General features: G+C 41.4%; 22 protein-coding genes. 17 read left to right on the top strand and 5 right to left on the bottom strand.

What is annotated here, in order from left to right; all coding sequences use genetic code 11:
* The first annotated feature begins 141 nt into the window (after positions 1-141).
* The 9 genes from AC1XUD_RS26200 (at position 142) to AC1XUD_RS26160 (ending at position 7,270) form a co-directional block, all read left to right on the top strand.
* Positions 142-2,253 carry a cbb3-type cytochrome c oxidase subunit I gene (locus AC1XUD_RS26200; RefSeq protein WP_483364015.1) on the top strand — a complete coding sequence of 704 codons (2,112 nt, stop codon included), beginning with the start codon at positions 142-144 and terminating at the stop codon, positions 2,251-2,253.
* A gap of 15 nt (positions 2,254-2,268) precedes the next feature.
* Positions 2,269-3,282 carry a cbb3-type cytochrome c oxidase subunit II gene (locus AC1XUD_RS26195; protein ID WP_483364014.1) on the top strand — a complete coding sequence of 338 codons (1,014 nt, stop codon included), beginning with the start codon at positions 2,269-2,271 and terminating at the stop codon, positions 3,280-3,282.
* A gap of 12 nt (positions 3,283-3,294) precedes the next feature.
* Positions 3,295-3,642 carry a hypothetical protein gene (locus AC1XUD_RS26190; RefSeq protein ID WP_483364013.1) on the top strand — a complete coding sequence of 116 codons (348 nt, stop codon included), beginning with the start codon at positions 3,295-3,297 and terminating at the stop codon, positions 3,640-3,642.
* A gap of 4 nt (positions 3,643-3,646) precedes the next feature.
* Entirely contained in the window at positions 3,647-3,907 is a 261-nt protein-coding gene (locus AC1XUD_RS26185) for a hypothetical protein (protein WP_483364012.1), read from the top strand.
* Between the two features lies 1 nt (position 3,908).
* On the top strand, positions 3,909-4,319 hold the full coding sequence (locus tag AC1XUD_RS26180; protein WP_483364011.1) for a cytochrome C: 411 nt from the start codon (positions 3,909-3,911) through the stop codon (positions 4,317-4,319).
* A gap of 1 nt (position 4,320) precedes the next feature.
* Positions 4,321-4,716 carry a group III truncated hemoglobin gene (locus tag AC1XUD_RS26175; RefSeq protein ID WP_483364010.1) on the top strand — a complete coding sequence of 132 codons (396 nt, stop codon included), beginning with the start codon at positions 4,321-4,323 and terminating at the stop codon, positions 4,714-4,716.
* Between the two features lie 49 nt (positions 4,717-4,765).
* A complete protein-coding gene (ric, locus tag AC1XUD_RS26170; RefSeq protein ID WP_483364009.1) occupies positions 4,766-5,494 on the top strand; it encodes an iron-sulfur cluster repair di-iron protein in 729 nt (242 codons plus the stop codon).
* An 82-nt stretch (positions 5,495-5,576) separates the two neighbouring features.
* Entirely contained in the window at positions 5,577-5,990 is a 414-nt protein-coding gene (locus AC1XUD_RS26165; protein WP_483364008.1) for a DUF488 domain-containing protein, read from the top strand.
* 107 nt (positions 5,991-6,097) lie between these two features.
* Positions 6,098-7,270: a cytochrome-c peroxidase gene (locus AC1XUD_RS26160; protein WP_483364007.1), complete on the top strand. Its 1,173-nt coding sequence runs from the start codon at positions 6,098-6,100 to the stop codon at positions 7,268-7,270.
* 17 nt (positions 7,271-7,287) lie between these two features.
* Here the strand turns inward: AC1XUD_RS26160 and AC1XUD_RS26155 are convergent, their stop codons facing one another.
* The 3 genes from AC1XUD_RS26155 to AC1XUD_RS26145 all read right to left on the bottom strand — a co-directional run bounded on the left by AC1XUD_RS26155 (position 7,288) and on the right by AC1XUD_RS26145 (position 8,991).
* Positions 7,288-7,935: a sigma-70 family RNA polymerase sigma factor gene (locus AC1XUD_RS26155; RefSeq protein ID WP_483364006.1), complete on the bottom strand. Its 648-nt coding sequence runs from the start codon at positions 7,933-7,935 to the stop codon at positions 7,288-7,290.
* A gap of 169 nt (positions 7,936-8,104) precedes the next feature.
* On the bottom strand, positions 8,105-8,458 hold the full coding sequence (locus tag AC1XUD_RS26150; protein ID WP_483364005.1) for a plastocyanin/azurin family copper-binding protein: 354 nt from the start codon (positions 8,456-8,458) through the stop codon (positions 8,105-8,107).
* Positions 8,458-8,991: a DUF4142 domain-containing protein gene (locus AC1XUD_RS26145; RefSeq protein ID WP_483364004.1), complete on the bottom strand. Its 534-nt coding sequence runs from the start codon at positions 8,989-8,991 to the stop codon at positions 8,458-8,460. The genes AC1XUD_RS26150 and AC1XUD_RS26145 overlap by 1 nt, the downstream gene beginning before the upstream one ends.
* A 124-nt stretch (positions 8,992-9,115) precedes the next feature.
* Between AC1XUD_RS26145 and AC1XUD_RS26140 the strand changes: the two genes are divergently transcribed.
* From AC1XUD_RS26140 to AC1XUD_RS26105, 8 genes are all read left to right on the top strand, one after another.
* Complete coding sequence (locus AC1XUD_RS26140; protein WP_483364003.1) at positions 9,116-9,511, top strand: hypothetical protein; 396 nt, start codon at positions 9,116-9,118, stop codon at positions 9,509-9,511.
* Positions 9,512-9,965: 454 nt separating this feature from the next.
* The gene (locus AC1XUD_RS26135) at positions 9,966-10,406 is read left to right on the top strand and encodes a TlpA family protein disulfide reductase (protein WP_483364002.1); all 441 of its coding nucleotides are present in this window, start codon (positions 9,966-9,968) and stop codon (positions 10,404-10,406) included.
* 145 nt (positions 10,407-10,551) lie between these two features.
* The gene (locus tag AC1XUD_RS26130; protein WP_483364001.1) at positions 10,552-11,160 is read left to right on the top strand and encodes a recombinase family protein; all 609 of its coding nucleotides are present in this window, start codon (positions 10,552-10,554) and stop codon (positions 11,158-11,160) included.
* A complete protein-coding gene (locus tag AC1XUD_RS26125) occupies positions 11,160-11,333 on the top strand; it encodes a hypothetical protein (protein WP_483364000.1) in 174 nt (57 codons plus the stop codon). Before AC1XUD_RS26130 ends, AC1XUD_RS26125 begins: the two co-directional genes overlap by 1 nt.
* Before the next feature lie 58 nt (positions 11,334-11,391).
* On the top strand, positions 11,392-11,586 hold the full coding sequence (locus tag AC1XUD_RS26120; protein ID WP_483363999.1) for a hypothetical protein: 195 nt from the start codon (positions 11,392-11,394) through the stop codon (positions 11,584-11,586).
* 2 nt (positions 11,587-11,588) lie between these two features.
* Positions 11,589-11,873, top strand: coding sequence for a type II toxin-antitoxin system YafQ family toxin (locus tag AC1XUD_RS26115; protein ID WP_483363998.1), 285 nt, complete (start codon positions 11,589-11,591; stop codon positions 11,871-11,873).
* Between the two features lie 19 nt (positions 11,874-11,892).
* Positions 11,893-12,231: a hypothetical protein gene (locus AC1XUD_RS26110; protein WP_483363997.1), complete on the top strand. Its 339-nt coding sequence runs from the start codon at positions 11,893-11,895 to the stop codon at positions 12,229-12,231.
* Between the two features lie 329 nt (positions 12,232-12,560).
* A complete protein-coding gene (locus tag AC1XUD_RS26105; protein WP_483363996.1) occupies positions 12,561-12,857 on the top strand; it encodes a hypothetical protein in 297 nt (98 codons plus the stop codon).
* 75 nt (positions 12,858-12,932) lie between these two features.
* Here the strand turns inward: AC1XUD_RS26105 and AC1XUD_RS26100 are convergent, their stop codons facing one another.
* Complete coding sequence (locus AC1XUD_RS26100) at positions 12,933-13,238, bottom strand: type II toxin-antitoxin system RelE/ParE family toxin (RefSeq protein WP_483363995.1); 306 nt, start codon at positions 13,236-13,238, stop codon at positions 12,933-12,935.
* 1 nt (position 13,239) lies between these two features.
* Complete coding sequence (locus tag AC1XUD_RS26095; RefSeq protein ID WP_483363994.1) at positions 13,240-13,485, bottom strand: type II toxin-antitoxin system ParD family antitoxin; 246 nt, start codon at positions 13,483-13,485, stop codon at positions 13,240-13,242.
* Positions 13,486-13,891 lie beyond the last annotated feature (406 nt).

Raw genomic sequence — 13,891 nt, 5'->3', positions numbered from 1 at the left:
AATTAGGAGAAAAAATGAACGTAACACTGCAGTTTGCCACCATCGGAGAGTTTAATGAAAGTATCAATATGGGGTTGAGTTTCATTAAAGAAATATAAAAATTTGAATAATTAAGGATATTAAGGTCTTAATATATACAATATGAAATCTTGTTTTAAATATTTGATATTGAGTTTATTGCTATTCAGCTCTGGTATTTGGAATCCATTGCACGCAGCAGGAAAACCAGCCGAACAGGGTATTATCCTGGGGTTGACGTTAGTGACGCTAATTATCGCCGTGGGTGTGCTGATCATTGCGGTTTTAACAAGAGATATTGTTAAGAATTATCTGAAAAGCAAGGTAGAGGTCGGGCAAAATGACTATGTCCACTACTTGAGTAATCTTCGCAGCGATCAAATTGCGATATTTCTTCGAAGGCAAAAGACCATTGAAAAGCGAAATCTGCTTGTTCTGGTCATGTTCGCACTAAACTTAACCTCTATTCGGGCATTTGGACAAACCAAGCTGCCTACTTCGGACACATTGCTGAGCCAGAGTGGTATACAGATCACCCTTGTTCTTCTTTTGATCCCGATTTTGGCGGGTTGCGTTTTTTTGATCTTCAAAATAGCCGGTAGTCTAAGAAAGTACCGGAATAACCAGAATTTAGAAGAAGCAGAACGCCTCGCTGGTTTTTTAAATACGCTAAAGGATGATGATCTCACCCTGGCTCTTGAAAAACGAAAGGACGCCCTCGACTATGAACTGAGCCACAATGAGCTTGGAGGAGCGCTCACAGCGGATGACCGCAAAGGACTGATCAATCAGGTTGAGCATGAAGCGTCACTGCCTTTTGTTGCACGAAAAAGAAAAGCGCATGTGCGTCCGAAAGTGGATCCGCAACTTTCGCAGCTGGTAATCTGGTTCATTGGGACTGCCACTTTCTGGCTTTTGTTTGGGACCACGGTAGGGGAGTATGTCGGGATAAAATTCGTGGCACCTGATGTAGATCAATTCAGCTGGCTAAGTTTCGGGCGGTTACGTCCGGTGCATACCAATGCTGTTTTCTGGGGATGGGCCTCGCTGGCCATGCTGGGACTTGGTTATTATGTAGTGCCCAGGGTGAGCAACACCGTTTTATTCAGTTTCAGGATGGGCTGGTATACCTTGATTCTGATCAACACGTCCGTTTTTGTTGGATCGATTTGTTTGATGGCCGGAATTAACAATGGGGGCGGGGAGTACCGTGAATACATCTGGCCGGTGATGCTGCTTTTTGGACTAGCACTCTTGCTGACACTCATTAATTTTTTTAAAACCATCGGCAACCGGACCACCAAAGAAATATACATTTCCAATTGGTACATCGTGTCTGCTATCATTTTTGGCATCGTTATTTCCGTGGTAGCCTATATACCTGTTTGGCAAAACGGTTTGGGCGAAACCATTATACAAGGTTACTACATGCACCAGGGCGTGGGCATGTGGTTTATGCTGTTTACGCTGGGTATCGTGTACTATTTTTTGCCGCAGCAACTCAACAAACCAATTTATTCGTACAGTTTGGGCATACTGGCTTTCTGGACTCAGATCCTGTTTTACACACTGATTGGTACCCATCATTTTGTATTCAGTTCCATTCCCTGGTGGCTCCAGACGGTAGCGATTGTTGGTAGCGTCGGGATGATTATACCGGTGGTGGCTGGTACAACCAATTTTCTTCTGACTTTTAAAGGTGTGTGGTATAAAATCACCGACAGTTACACGCTGCCGTTTTTCCTGACCGGGATCCTTTTTTACTTTACCGGGTCCATGCAAGGAACCGCAGAGGCATTCCGCTCAACCAATTTGTTATGGCACTTCACAGATTTCACCGTAGCGCATTCCCATTTAACCATGTATGGTATCATCTGCTTTTTTCTATGGGCAGGTATTTATGCAGTCATGCCGCGGCTCACTGGTCAGGAACCACCGCAGGTGACGGTAGGGGCACATTTTTGGCTTGCTTTGATCGGCTTGCTGTTTTACACGGTTCCTCTGATGTACGGCAGTACGCTTCGCGGATTGATGTGGGTGGAAGGTAAGCCCTTCATTGACAGTGTCATTTTTATGGCTCCATTCTGGCTTTGGCGGGCGATCGGCGGAAGTCTGATGTGGTTATCGCACCTGTTTTTCGCTTATAATCTGTATAAAATGCTGATTACCAGCGATATTGTTGATGTAAAGGAAGCAGCTTTTGAAAAACTGAAAACAATCAATTCACTTCCCTAACCTGGCTCTAAAAACATGGAATTTTTTGATAATCATAAGAAACTATTCGGGGCGGCTTTTTTACTTTTTGCGTTTCTGACTGTTTTTGTCGCGGTGATTCCGGCTATAAACAACGAGCGCAACAATGCGTCGCTTCCGGGTGCATTGGAGCTTAGTGAAGAAGCGGTAAAAGGCAAGGCGTTGTTTGTCGCCAATGGTTGTGTTGCATGCCACACCCAGCAGGTCCGGAATATTGATATGGATAAAGTTTGGGGAGAGCGTCCGGGAATTGCAGCCGACTATGCATCCAACCGCCGTACGGATTTCTGGCGCAATACGGCCACACTCATGGGAACGGAGCGTACCGGACCGGATTTGACATCGATCGGGAGCAGACAGCCAAGTAAGGAATGGAATCTGGTTCATTTATACAATCCGCGTATTGTCGTCAAAGAGTCTATAATGCCTGCTTATCCATGGTTGTTTGAAAACAAACCTGAGCCGGGGAAGGAAGATATCATTGTCAATGTCCCGGATGCGTTCAGAAAACATGCCGGAACTTTGGTTGCCACACCAGAAGCACTTGCGCTGGTCGCGTACCTGCAATCACTTAAGCAAACCAAATTGCCGGACGGCAGTACATCTCCTGATTTTTTGTATCCGAAGCAGGAGGTTTTGCAGCCGGAGAATGGGACGGCGGCTTTGGGTGAGAGCGGTCCGGATGGGAAATTCCTGTACGCCACGCATTGCCAGGCTTGTCATCAGGCAAATGGAGAAGGACTCAAGGGAGCTTTTCCCCCCTTGAAGGGTAGTCCGGTGGTCCTTGATAAGGATCCCGTTTTGATGGTCAGTATAATTATGAAAGGATATGATGCAAGGGAGGAGTACGGGGCGATGCCGGCGGTAGGCGCCAATAGCAATCTCAAACCCGAAGAGATCGCTGCCATTATGAATCATGAACGTAGCAGCTGGGGCAATAACGCGCGTAAAGTTTCAGCAGAGGAAGTAGAAAAATTAATGAAATCAGTAAACCAAATGCCCATTCAATAAGAATCCTGACCCATGAAAAACAGTTATGAAACGTTCAATGACGCAGTAAACGATCTTTTGGAGCGGGGCTATTCAGCCAATTTTAGTTTTTACGAACCCAGCAGCAAATTCAGGCATCATGAGAATTCGGTCAATTTGCCGCCGCATGATTTTCTCGTGGATGAAGTACATCATTTCGATGGAAACGGGGCATCAGAAGAAGAGCTGATTGTATTTGCGATTTCTTCCCGTAAGTATGGTGTAAAAGGAATTGTATTCAATGCGTTCGCGAATCACCCCGAACCGGATAACCATTTGGAAATCATTCTCAGACTTAAAAAGCTGAACAGGAATTTTTTGAATTTCAAACTAAAAGATTGAGGACATGAAAAAGAGCCTTTTGCTACTCGTTTTTATTCTGATGCGCCTTTCGGCCACAGCTTGCCCGGTGTGTGAGGCGCAGCAACCGAAAATTTTGCGCGGTATTACGCACGGACAGGGGCCAGAAAGTGATTGGGATTATATGATTGTTTCGGTTATCGGGGTTATTGTCCTGCTTACGCTTTTCTTCTCAGTAAAATTCCTGATCCGGCCGGGAGAGCAATCGAATGATCATATCAAGCGGCTTATAGTAAATCAACAGTAATATGGAAGATAAAAGCACAGTCATACTTTTTCTGGATGAGGAGCCAACGCCGATAGCCGAGTTTATCTCTCCTGTTAATTTTGAGTTGGATACGCGCAAAATGGTAGACGGCAAACACACCCTCAAGATTATCAGTAAAGACCCGACAGGCAAAGAAGGGATACGGATTATCCCTTTCGAAGTCAAAAATGGGCCTGCCATTGCCATCGAAGGCATCCATGAAAATGCGGTTGTTGACGGGGTTGTTCCACTGATGATCAACGCGTATGGTAAAGGAGATCAGAAAAGGTTTCTGATCACAGGAAGTGAAACACCACAAAGTATCCCGGCCTGGATATGGATCCTGCTTATCGGGTTTTCGGGTTGGGCCATCTATTACCTGATCAGATATTTGGAACTCGCTAACAGCTAATATGGCAACGAAACAAGAAATACTCTGCCTGGAAGATATCAGGCTTTTGGTAAATACTTTTTATGACAAAGTCAGGAAAGACGAGCTACTGTCGCCCGTTTTTAATGAGCGAATAGACAACCTGTGGCCACAGCACATGGAGAAAATGTATAAATTCTGGCAGACCGTTCTTTTGAAAGAGCATACTTATTACGGAAGTCCATTTACGCCACATGCTATGCTTCAGATAGATCATGTTCATTTCGAAAAATGGATGGATATGTTTGTAGAGACCGTTGATGAATTGTTCACGGGGGAAAAAGCAGAGGAGGCTAAATACAGGGCGGGTAAAATGGCGGAGATGTTTGAATATAAGATAAAGTACTATCAAGGCGATCCTTCGCGGGTAATTTTATGAAATCAGTTGCAGGTAATCTAAATGTTATTCAAATTTTTAAAACTAAGTGATGAGCAATCTGAGTATTGAGACTGTTGGCGCGATTGTAGCCCAAAACTGGAAAACGGCAGCTGTTTTCCAAAAATATAATATTGATTTTTGTTGTAATGGAGACGTTGTTCTTGCGGACGCTTGCGCGAATAAAGGCGTAGATCCGGACGCTGTAATAAAAGAAATTGCTTTGTTCCTTGGCCTCGCTGCAGATTCCGAATCAGATTATAACGCCTGGGATCTTGATTCGCTCGCAGAATATATTGAATTAAAACATCATAAGTATGCAGAAGAAATGATGCCGCAGCTGCTGGCCAATCTCAATAAAATATGCACTGTACATGGGACAAATCATCCTGAGCTACTGGAAATACGGGACCTTTTCCGGGATGTTTCCCATGAATTGACCGTTCACATGAAACGCGAAGAATTTATGATTTTCCCCGTTATCAAGAAGATGGTCAGTTCTCGACAAAAAAAAGAAAGTATCCCGGCTCAAACGTATGGAACAATCCAGAATCCGATCGAGGTAATGATGCAGGATCATGAGAACGAAGGGGAAAGGTTACGAACTATTGCGAGATTAAGTAGTAATTACACGCCGCCGATTGATGCCTGCAGCAGGTATAAATTATCGTTTTCAATGTTGGAAGACTTTGAAAGAGACCTTCATAAACACATACATCTTGAAAATAACATCCTTTTTCCAAAGGCGATAATATTGGAAAAGGATTTGGCTGTCAGCTAAGATTACAAATGGTAAGACTTGTTCCGTTTTCATTTTTTAAGATGAAAATTACTGAGATTATATTTTAAACCAACAGATTGAAATGGCTGCTGATCATCACGAAGAGCCTCATATTGAAATAAACTTTAAACGGATTTATGAACCGGGTAGTAAAGACGATGGATTCAGGATCCTGGTAGACCGTTTGTGGCCTCGGGGATTAAAAAAAAGTGAAGCAGGTGTGGATCTCTGGCTTCGGGAGATTGCCCCTTCGACTGAATTGCGAAAATGGTTTAATCATGACCCGGAGAGGTGGGTTGAGTTTGTGGAAGATTATAACTTTCAGCTCAAAAGGAACGGAAAAGTAGCTACTGAGCTGCTGGATTTGATTAAGATCCACAAAAAGGTGTCGCTTTTGTATGCAGCGAAAGATGAAAAGTATAACCATGCATTGGTGTTGAAGGGGTATTTAGATAGATCGATCTCCATGCAGCAACCAGCCAAAGCAGTCGTGTAAAATTAATCAGATCCAACTAATGCCCCCTATCATGGTAATATCACCTTTTAAAAGCCTTTTTTTAGGGGTAGGGAAGGTCTGTCAGATGTATGGAAAAATTTGAAAGTATGTATAATATTTCATTGTTTGTCTTCATAGGACTACTGTGCTCGAGCTGTGGAAACGATCAAGGTTCTTTGCGTGTGAAAGACACTGCAAACATAGAAACCATCGCTGATCTGGGTGCACTTCCGTTGTACGTAACGCATCCGAAGGACAATCCTTCGAGTGCTGAAAAGGTGAACCTGGGCAGGCTGCTGTTCTTCGATCCTATACTTTCGGGAAATAAAGATGTTTCCTGCGCGACATGTCATCAGCCGGAGTTCAATTATGCTGAATTTATGGAAACGTCTATCGGCGTCAATGGTAAAGGGAGCGGCAGTAAAAGAAGGTTTATTGCGTCCAATGATATCCCATTCGTAAAACGAAATTCACAAAGTATCTTGAATACCGCGTTTAATGGACTAAAATTTGACGAGGTTTATGATCCTGAAACAGCTCCGATGTTCTGGGATTTAAGGGTGAAGAGTCTGGAGTTGCAGGTATTAGAGCCCATTAAAACGCTGGAAGAAATGCGGGGTAATGCCTATCACGAGGATCAGATACTTGATGAGGTCATTGCACGGATCCGAAAAATTCCGGCTTATACAAAGTTGTTTTCCAAAGCTTTTTCCGGTGAATCAGAACCGGTAAATCAGGTCAATTTATCCAGAGCGATTGCGGCCTACGAGCGGACCCTGACCGCGACTAATACCAGGTTTGATCAGTATATGCGGGGAGATAGTAATGCTTTGTCTTCCAGTGAAAAGGACGGCCTGAATTCATTTTTGGTTACAGGCTGTGCAAAATGCCATTCCGGACCTATGTTCTCCGACTATAAGTTGCATACGCTGGGGGTACCTGACACAGATAACAGGAGGGAAAGCGATGCCAGCATTAATGACGCGTATGCCTTTCGCACGCCTTCACTGCGGAATCTTCGGTATACGAGCCCTTATATGCATAGCGGGAAGTTTAAAACACTCGACCAGGTGTTGCTATTTTATGAAGATGTTGCAGGCGGTAAGATAATGAATCCAAAAGTGAAAACGGCACAGATGGATACGCTGGCGACGCACATGGAAGTGAACTTTAAGGATATTTCCCGTATCGTGGAATTTTTGAATACCCTCAATGATGATTCTTTTGACAAGACCGTACCCACTTCTGTGCCAAGCGGATTGCCTGTGGGGGGGCTTTAAATCAAAAGAATGCTAAGTCAGTACTGATGGATTTTGTCAAGAACTGCGTTTGCGATCTTATCACATCGGATCAGATTAAAGTCGAAAAGCTGGCTCGATTTATAGTAGCTACTTAGTTCGCTGCGTAGCATTTCCTTGGCCCTGTTAAGGCGTACTTTAACATTGGATTCTGCCAGATCAAGAATTTCCATGGTTTCCTGAATACTGATTTCCTGTATTTCACGCATAACAAATACAAGTCTGTATTTTTCCGGCAGGTTGTAGACCGCCTTTTCAAGCAGGGTTTTTAATTCCTTGTTCATAAGTCCTTTCAATGGCGTTTCATTGTGGAATTCACTGCCTGCGTGTAGGGCCAGGAACTGCTCTGACCTTAGTTTCTTTTTTTTATGTAGTAGGCTCTCGTTAATAGCGATCCTTGTGAGCCAGGTACTGAAACTGGATTTGCCTTGGAAGTTGGGCAGCTGGAGATACGCGTTCAGATAGGTGGTCTGCATAATATCTTCTGCCTCCATAGTGTCATTTACGATGGACATGCTGATCCGAAACAACCGTAAATTGAACTTACGGATCAGAATTTCATACAGATTTTTTTCGCCGTTTAGTATCCTTGAAACTATTTCTTCATCGGTAAGGGTAATAGGCAAAGCTTGACCAGAGTATCTCATTTTTAACAAAATTATTTCTTGCACTATCGGAATATCTGACTCAGAAAAGGTTACACGATCAGAACCTATATCTTTATCTTTTGATCTTATTTTTCTTCAGTCAAGGTTTTAATGTTGCCAGAACCTGCCGCGATACTGTAAGGCTGCAGGCCCTGGCGGGGATTGTGTGTCATTTTACGGTAATTTTCCCTCTCATGACCGGGTGTATTGAACAATAATATGCGGCACTCCGAGTAACTGTCACAGACCATGATTGTCCGACAGGTAAAGGAGCTGACCACCAGGCTTTTTTTGCCTCCGTGATGTCATGGGTAACCAGGTCGTGGTTTACAAATGTTATCCGATCGCCTTTTTGAACAATTATATTAACAGGACTAAATGCCATTTGTTTGATTTCGACGGTATGAGTTCTGACAACGGGCGTCTCGGTTATTTTATGTACGAATTCGCGCTGCATACCCGATAAGACAAAACTTGTGCACAATGATAATGTTGCGGCCAATGCTATATATAAACGATTCATTATTTATGATTTTTTTGAACCATCTCTGCATGTCCCAAATGAGCTTTTAAAGCCGGTACTACATCTTGCAGGAGTTGTTTCAGTTCTGCATTATCTGTTTCAGGAATCAACAGATTTTCTACTGCATTGATAACAGCCTTATGATATGTTACTTCGTTATCAATATACGCTTTATCGAAATCTTTTGCAGACTTCTCAGTTAGCATTTTCCTTGTGGCAGCGGCATCTTTCAACAGCTTCTTGCTGACATCGTTATCTTTTGGTGTGACACCCAGTTTTTTTGCAAGAGCGGTAGCCTGGGCTATCACCGTAGTATGGTCGCGTTTCATCGTTTCCGCAAATTTCAGTACTTCGGTATTTTTTGATTTCTTCTCGGCAATTTCCGCATAGCCAATATCGATCTGGTTTGCCACAACCGCCACGGAGGACACCTCGGGATCTGTAAGGCTTGGATTTGTCTGAGCGTCAGCGTTAGAGCAAACCAGTGAAGTAAATACCAGGACAAGACAAGTCAGTTTGTTTGAATTTCTCATAGTGAATTTGTTTTGATTTACTGTTAGAGAAACAGCCTTGTAAAAGGTTACATCGTTGTGGAAAATAAATTTGTAACGTTTTGGTTTTCCCCATCTCTAAGATTAAAACAAATTTGAAATAACAATGGAGAGCAGATCAATTAACACATTCAAAGACGTTCAGGTAATACTCAAACTTACCTACGGTCTTATTCCTATCGTCGCCGGGGCAGACAAATTCACCAACTTATTGACCGACTGGTCCCATTATCTTAACCCAGCCCTGGCCGGCATGTTGCCTGTTAATCCACAGCTTTTTATGATGATCGTGGGAGTTATAGAGATTGTAGCCGGAATTTTAGTATTTGTTGATGCTAGAAAGTGGGCTTATCTGGTTTCTGCGTGGCTCGTATTGATCGCACTAAGTTTGCTTGTCAGTGGCAGCTACCTGGATGTGGCCGTGCGTGACTTAGCGATGGCTATTGGTGCATACACGCTCGGCCGAATGTCTCAGGCAATTCACTCTTCCTCGATATCATGATCTCTTGTTTTTCGCAAGCAGGTTATAGCATATTCGCGTCAGCACCCAGCAAAAAAAGCTGAAAGTACCTTGAGATTAATTAGTGGCATAACATCAGGGGTTTCATGTAATTGTTGAAAACATGTAATTTCTGCCAATACCTGAGACCAGACCGGTGAAAGTCGGCTTGATCTCAGGTAAACTACTGTTCTGTTGATATATGGGAATAAAGCAACCAGAATAATGTTGCCAGCCAGCATCCCAACCATCATTTCATAATAATATAGGGTTGTTTGCGGCACCTAAAATGACCTTGTAAAGAATGAAAAAGTATGTAGATTGTTACAGGATATAATTATAAAAACATGAGAGCCGGTTTCCTTCTTCTTTGTCTTGCAACGATTGAAAGCCTGTTTGCACAGTCTAAACAGTTTACAGTTATTGGTAGGATCACTAATCTGGTATACCGAGGATTATGCTAAGCCAGGAAAAGAAATACACATTAATAAGTTTTTGGGCGTCGTGGTGTGGACCTTGCAGGATCAAGAATAAAGATTTGGTCGCGCTTAACAAGACTACTGATCAGAGTAAAGTTCAGATTGTGAGCGTCTCCCTTGACGAAGACAAACAAGATTGGCTTCAAGCGATTACAAAAGACAAACTTACTTGGCAACAACTTTCCGACTTAAGGGGTTGGCAGGGTCCAATTGTTCAGCAATTCAAGATTTCATCAGTACCCTTCCTGCTGTTATTGAATAAGGATGGTATTATCGAAGCAGCAGACTTATCTACTGCAAAACAAATCCTAAGCAGCAATTTAGACAGCTGCAAACTATCGGATAATGGAATAAATAGAATTGAAAATATTTATTTCGGCACGAAAGCCGACGCTGCTACCTTGTCTTTCAAAACGTAACTTTAAGTCCAAAAAAAGGGAGGATTTATGAGATTGAGACTTGGGGCCGGTTACGCCTTTTATTTTTTAATCTTCACGTCTCAATAACTTGTATCATTAATCTAAGTTCAATACATTTGAGTATACATGAGTTTGTGAGACAAATATGATAATAGGTTACGCCAGAGTTTCTACAAAGGATCAAAATTTAGATCTTCAAATTGAAGCGTTAAAAAATGCAGGTTGTGAAAAAATTTACAAAGAGAAAATTTCGGGAGCCATCAAAGAGCGGCCAGAGTTAAATGTAATGATTAACCATCTTCGAGAAGGAGATGTAATAGTAGTTTGGAAATTAGATAGGCTAGGGCGTAGTTTAAAAAATATCATTGATCTGGTTTTGCGGTTCAACGATATGAAGGTAATAGTAAAAGGTCTAACTGATGGGGTGGATACGTCAACCTCAAATGGTCGATTATTCCTAAATATAATGGCATCCTTGGCAGAGTATGAAAGAGAGTTAATCAGAGAACGAACAACTGCAGGGTTGCAAGCTGCAAAGGCTAGAGGCCGTCTTGGGGGTAGACCGAAAGGGCTGAAAGCTGATACTATTGGGAAGTTAACCATTATAAGAGGTCTTATTAAGGCTCCCGATTATGAACCAGAGAAAGTTTATATCCCAATGGGGCTGAGTAGAGCTACTTATTATAGATATTTGAAACTCATTGAGCAGCATAACGATACGGAACTAAAAGCATTAATATTGAAAAAACGTTGATGGGAGAGATAACAAAAGTTATAGAAGGCATTACACCATTTGAGTTGGCCAGGCTGCGTGAAAAGCGAGTAGAGCATTCAACCAGGGATAAGGCAAGACTTCTTGCCAAAGTTTCTGAAATTGAGGAAGTTTTGAACTTGATGGGAAAGAAAATTGAGATAAAAAATATTTAAATCTCGATTGTTTTAATAGCCCAAAAGGGTTATATTTGTTTATAAAAAAACCACATAGATGATGATAACGCTAACAATTGAGCTGCCCGAAGAAGAAACTTCTTTTTTTAAGGAGTTTTTAAGTAAGATACACGGTAAAATTATATCGGAAGATAGAGTTCCAAACGAGGAAACAATTAAAGCGATGAAGGAGCTTAAAGAGGGGAAAGGATTGAAATTCAATAATGTAGATGAATTATTTGAAAGTATCTGAACATGTTTCAAGTAGTTACTTCTAATAAATTTCTCAAAGATTTGAAATTGCTTAAAAAACGTAGTGTCGTTGACTTTAAGTTATTGCAAGATTTCGTTAACGAACTTGCAATACACGGTGCTAAGGGATTGGATCAAAAGCACAAGCCTCACAAATTGAAAGGAGAATATAGTGGTTATTGGGAATGTCATATTAAACCGGACTTATTGTTGATTTGGGATGAAAGCGAAAAACTTATGCTACTTGAATTGGTAAGAACGGGAACGCACTCTGACCTATTTAAATAATCTCAAAAAACGAAGATAAATGAAAACGATTTGCGTCCCGAAAGACCTTGCTGCGTTAAATCGGCTTGACCATGATGAAAACCATCCAGAGGACTTAATTGAAGTAATTTTAACCAATCACGTTTTTGAGCAATTATTGGCACTAGGTTTTTTCGATGCAATAAATAAATTGATAGGTTCCATAATTGACGATTTTGAGAACGAAAGTATTACGGACCCGGCAATGATCAAAAAGGTGGTTAACAGTGACGTTTTTGATAATTTTAGCGATAAGAATGTAGTGAAAACTGCACAAGCTATAAAGGTTCTATTCGTTGAAGCTTTGAATCGTAAAACGGGAATACATTTTTATTTTTGATAGGCGCTAAATGAAATATCTGAGCTCACAGGCCAATGATCGTTATATATAAGATATGGACTATTTGGTAGAGATTGAATCTATAATTTTGGATTTGGGTTCAAATTCCCCAGAATTAGCGGACCAATTAAAGGAACGCTTTAAATATTCTTCGACTAGCAGTGAATTACTATTAGGTTGTGTTAGTTTTTTACTGCAAATTCAAAATGAGGTAAAACCAGAAATTGGAGATAAGGTTATTGACCTAGTAAGGTTTTGTAATGGAATCGGCCTTTATCCTATCGCAAGTAGAGATTAATATTTGTCTCTAAAAACAAAACACATTCATAATGGCAAAAGAGCTCTTCCATAAAAACTCGTTCGAGGCCGTATATAAATTGGTAAAACAAAGCCCAAGTAGAAAAAAAGATTCATTAAAAACAACTGGTGGAACTGAGTTTTGGTTCGAAGCAACTATCAAAGACGGCAAAGATGTGCTTCACGCAAATTCAGGAAAAAATAATCAATCGCACATATACATATTTAGTGATGTCTGGTATGATAGGGTAGATATCAAAAGAACATGGATAGGTCATTATTCTACCCCCATTGATGACTGGTATACTAAAATCCGTAAACCGGGTTAGTATCATAATTTGGCTCTACAAAGTCTTTAAAACTAAAACCAGTCTCAAAAAACGATTGGATAGTTTTTTGCCCGCTCAGTGTTCGTCACGTAAACGATCTCCTATGTCCATACTAGAATGTAACACGCGGATAATTTCAACCACACTACTAGCTCCAATACGAAAAAAGATAAGATGCTTGCCGTAAGAAGCTTTTTTGTAGCCCGCCCGGACCTGATCTACCGGCTTTCCTTCTATGCGGCCATCAGCAATGGAATCAAAGCACCAGAATAATCCATCTGTGTATTTTTCAGCCTGATTTACTGACCATTCCGAAACTGTGTAATCCCAAATATCTTCAATATCTTGAGCTGCGCGCTTTGTTATTTCGTACCTGGTCATGCTATCCCAGTTTCCGTTGCTTCAATCTGGCTTTAAAATCCTGCGGATCAAAATTCTCTACAAAACCGCTTTTCTCCCCCTCAATCAAGGCTTGCCTCAATATCATTAGTTTTTCTTCTTCTTGCTCCAGCAATCGAAGGCCAGCCCGAACCACTTCACTAGTGGATGCATAACGACCGCGTTCAATTTGATTTTGAATAAAAGACTCAAAATGCGGACCGACTGTAATGGACGTGTTTCTTTTCATAAGTTCAACCATCATTAATGTACCCAAAACAAATGTACCAAATATTGGTACATTTGGCAAGGTTAATATTACCTATCGTTCAAAGGTTAACAAAACGGACCATGATGCATTGTAGAATAATTGTCGCTTATTTTCAGTTACATTATATCGAGCTAAAATGGGTATCAAAAAACGAAGATTGTGTCTGAAAGAGTAACTAATTCATTTAAAGCCAATGTATTCGAAATCTCACTGATTCTGAATAATTAGTAAATTCCGCCAGTTTATTTAAAAGTTCTTTATTGCAGCTCTTCTTACACTGTGTGTTTCATGTCAGGAAATGCTAGCCGCTGGGTTTTGGAATCATTTCCTCGCATAGAATCTGGTTGAGAATAATTCTGACCAAGGTCCATATGGAGGGATAAGA

The sequence above is a fragment of the Dyadobacter sp. HNCC25DJ184 genome, from assembly GCF_056895215.1.
The sequence above is the reverse complement of the archived record's forward strand: the minus strand, read 5'-3'. Positions and strand labels throughout refer to the sequence as shown.

Excerpts from the sequence above, each read along its gene's own strand:
- AC1XUD_RS26200 (WP_483364015.1), top strand. The coding sequence starts at position 142 with ATGAAATCTTGTTTTAAATATTTGATATTGAGTTTATTGCTATTCAGC.
- AC1XUD_RS26165 (WP_483364008.1), top strand. The coding sequence starts at position 5,577 with ATGGCTGCTGATCATCACGAAGAGCCTCATATTGAAATAAACTTTAAA.
- AC1XUD_RS26110 (WP_483363997.1), top strand. The coding sequence starts at position 11,893 with ATGAAAACGATTTGCGTCCCGAAAGACCTTGCTGCGTTAAATCGGCTT.
- AC1XUD_RS26135 (WP_483364002.1), top strand. The coding sequence starts at position 9,966 with ATGCTAAGCCAGGAAAAGAAATACACATTAATAAGTTTTTGGGCGTCG.
- AC1XUD_RS26115 (WP_483363998.1), top strand. The coding sequence starts at position 11,589 with ATGTTTCAAGTAGTTACTTCTAATAAATTTCTCAAAGATTTGAAATTG.
- AC1XUD_RS26150 (WP_483364005.1), bottom strand. The coding sequence starts at position 8,458 with ATGAATCGTTTATATATAGCATTGGCCGCAACATTATCATTGTGCACA.
- AC1XUD_RS26185 (WP_483364012.1), top strand. The coding sequence starts at position 3,647 with ATGAAAAAGAGCCTTTTGCTACTCGTTTTTATTCTGATGCGCCTTTCG.
- AC1XUD_RS26125 (WP_483364000.1), top strand. The coding sequence starts at position 11,160 with ATGGGAGAGATAACAAAAGTTATAGAAGGCATTACACCATTTGAGTTG.
- AC1XUD_RS26140 (WP_483364003.1), top strand. The coding sequence starts at position 9,116 with ATGGAGAGCAGATCAATTAACACATTCAAAGACGTTCAGGTAATACTC.
- ric (WP_483364009.1), top strand. The coding sequence starts at position 4,766 with ATGAGCAATCTGAGTATTGAGACTGTTGGCGCGATTGTAGCCCAAAAC.
- AC1XUD_RS26195 (WP_483364014.1), top strand. The coding sequence starts at position 2,269 with ATGGAATTTTTTGATAATCATAAGAAACTATTCGGGGCGGCTTTTTTA.
- AC1XUD_RS26100 (WP_483363995.1), bottom strand. The coding sequence starts at position 13,238 with ATGACCAGGTACGAAATAACAAAGCGCGCAGCTCAAGATATTGAAGAT.
- AC1XUD_RS26145 (WP_483364004.1), bottom strand. The coding sequence starts at position 8,991 with ATGAGAAATTCAAACAAACTGACTTGTCTTGTCCTGGTATTTACTTCA.
- AC1XUD_RS26180 (WP_483364011.1), top strand. The coding sequence starts at position 3,909 with ATGGAAGATAAAAGCACAGTCATACTTTTTCTGGATGAGGAGCCAACG.
- AC1XUD_RS26095 (WP_483363994.1), bottom strand. The coding sequence starts at position 13,485 with ATGAAAAGAAACACGTCCATTACAGTCGGTCCGCATTTTGAGTCTTTT.
- AC1XUD_RS26120 (WP_483363999.1), top strand. The coding sequence starts at position 11,392 with ATGATGATAACGCTAACAATTGAGCTGCCCGAAGAAGAAACTTCTTTT.
- AC1XUD_RS26160 (WP_483364007.1), top strand. The coding sequence starts at position 6,098 with ATGTATAATATTTCATTGTTTGTCTTCATAGGACTACTGTGCTCGAGC.
- AC1XUD_RS26175 (WP_483364010.1), top strand. The coding sequence starts at position 4,321 with ATGGCAACGAAACAAGAAATACTCTGCCTGGAAGATATCAGGCTTTTG.
- AC1XUD_RS26190 (WP_483364013.1), top strand. The coding sequence starts at position 3,295 with ATGAAAAACAGTTATGAAACGTTCAATGACGCAGTAAACGATCTTTTG.
- AC1XUD_RS26155 (WP_483364006.1), bottom strand. The coding sequence starts at position 7,935 with ATGAGATACTCTGGTCAAGCTTTGCCTATTACCCTTACCGATGAAGAA.
- AC1XUD_RS26130 (WP_483364001.1), top strand. The coding sequence starts at position 10,552 with ATGATAATAGGTTACGCCAGAGTTTCTACAAAGGATCAAAATTTAGAT.
- AC1XUD_RS26105 (WP_483363996.1), top strand. The coding sequence starts at position 12,561 with ATGGCAAAAGAGCTCTTCCATAAAAACTCGTTCGAGGCCGTATATAAA.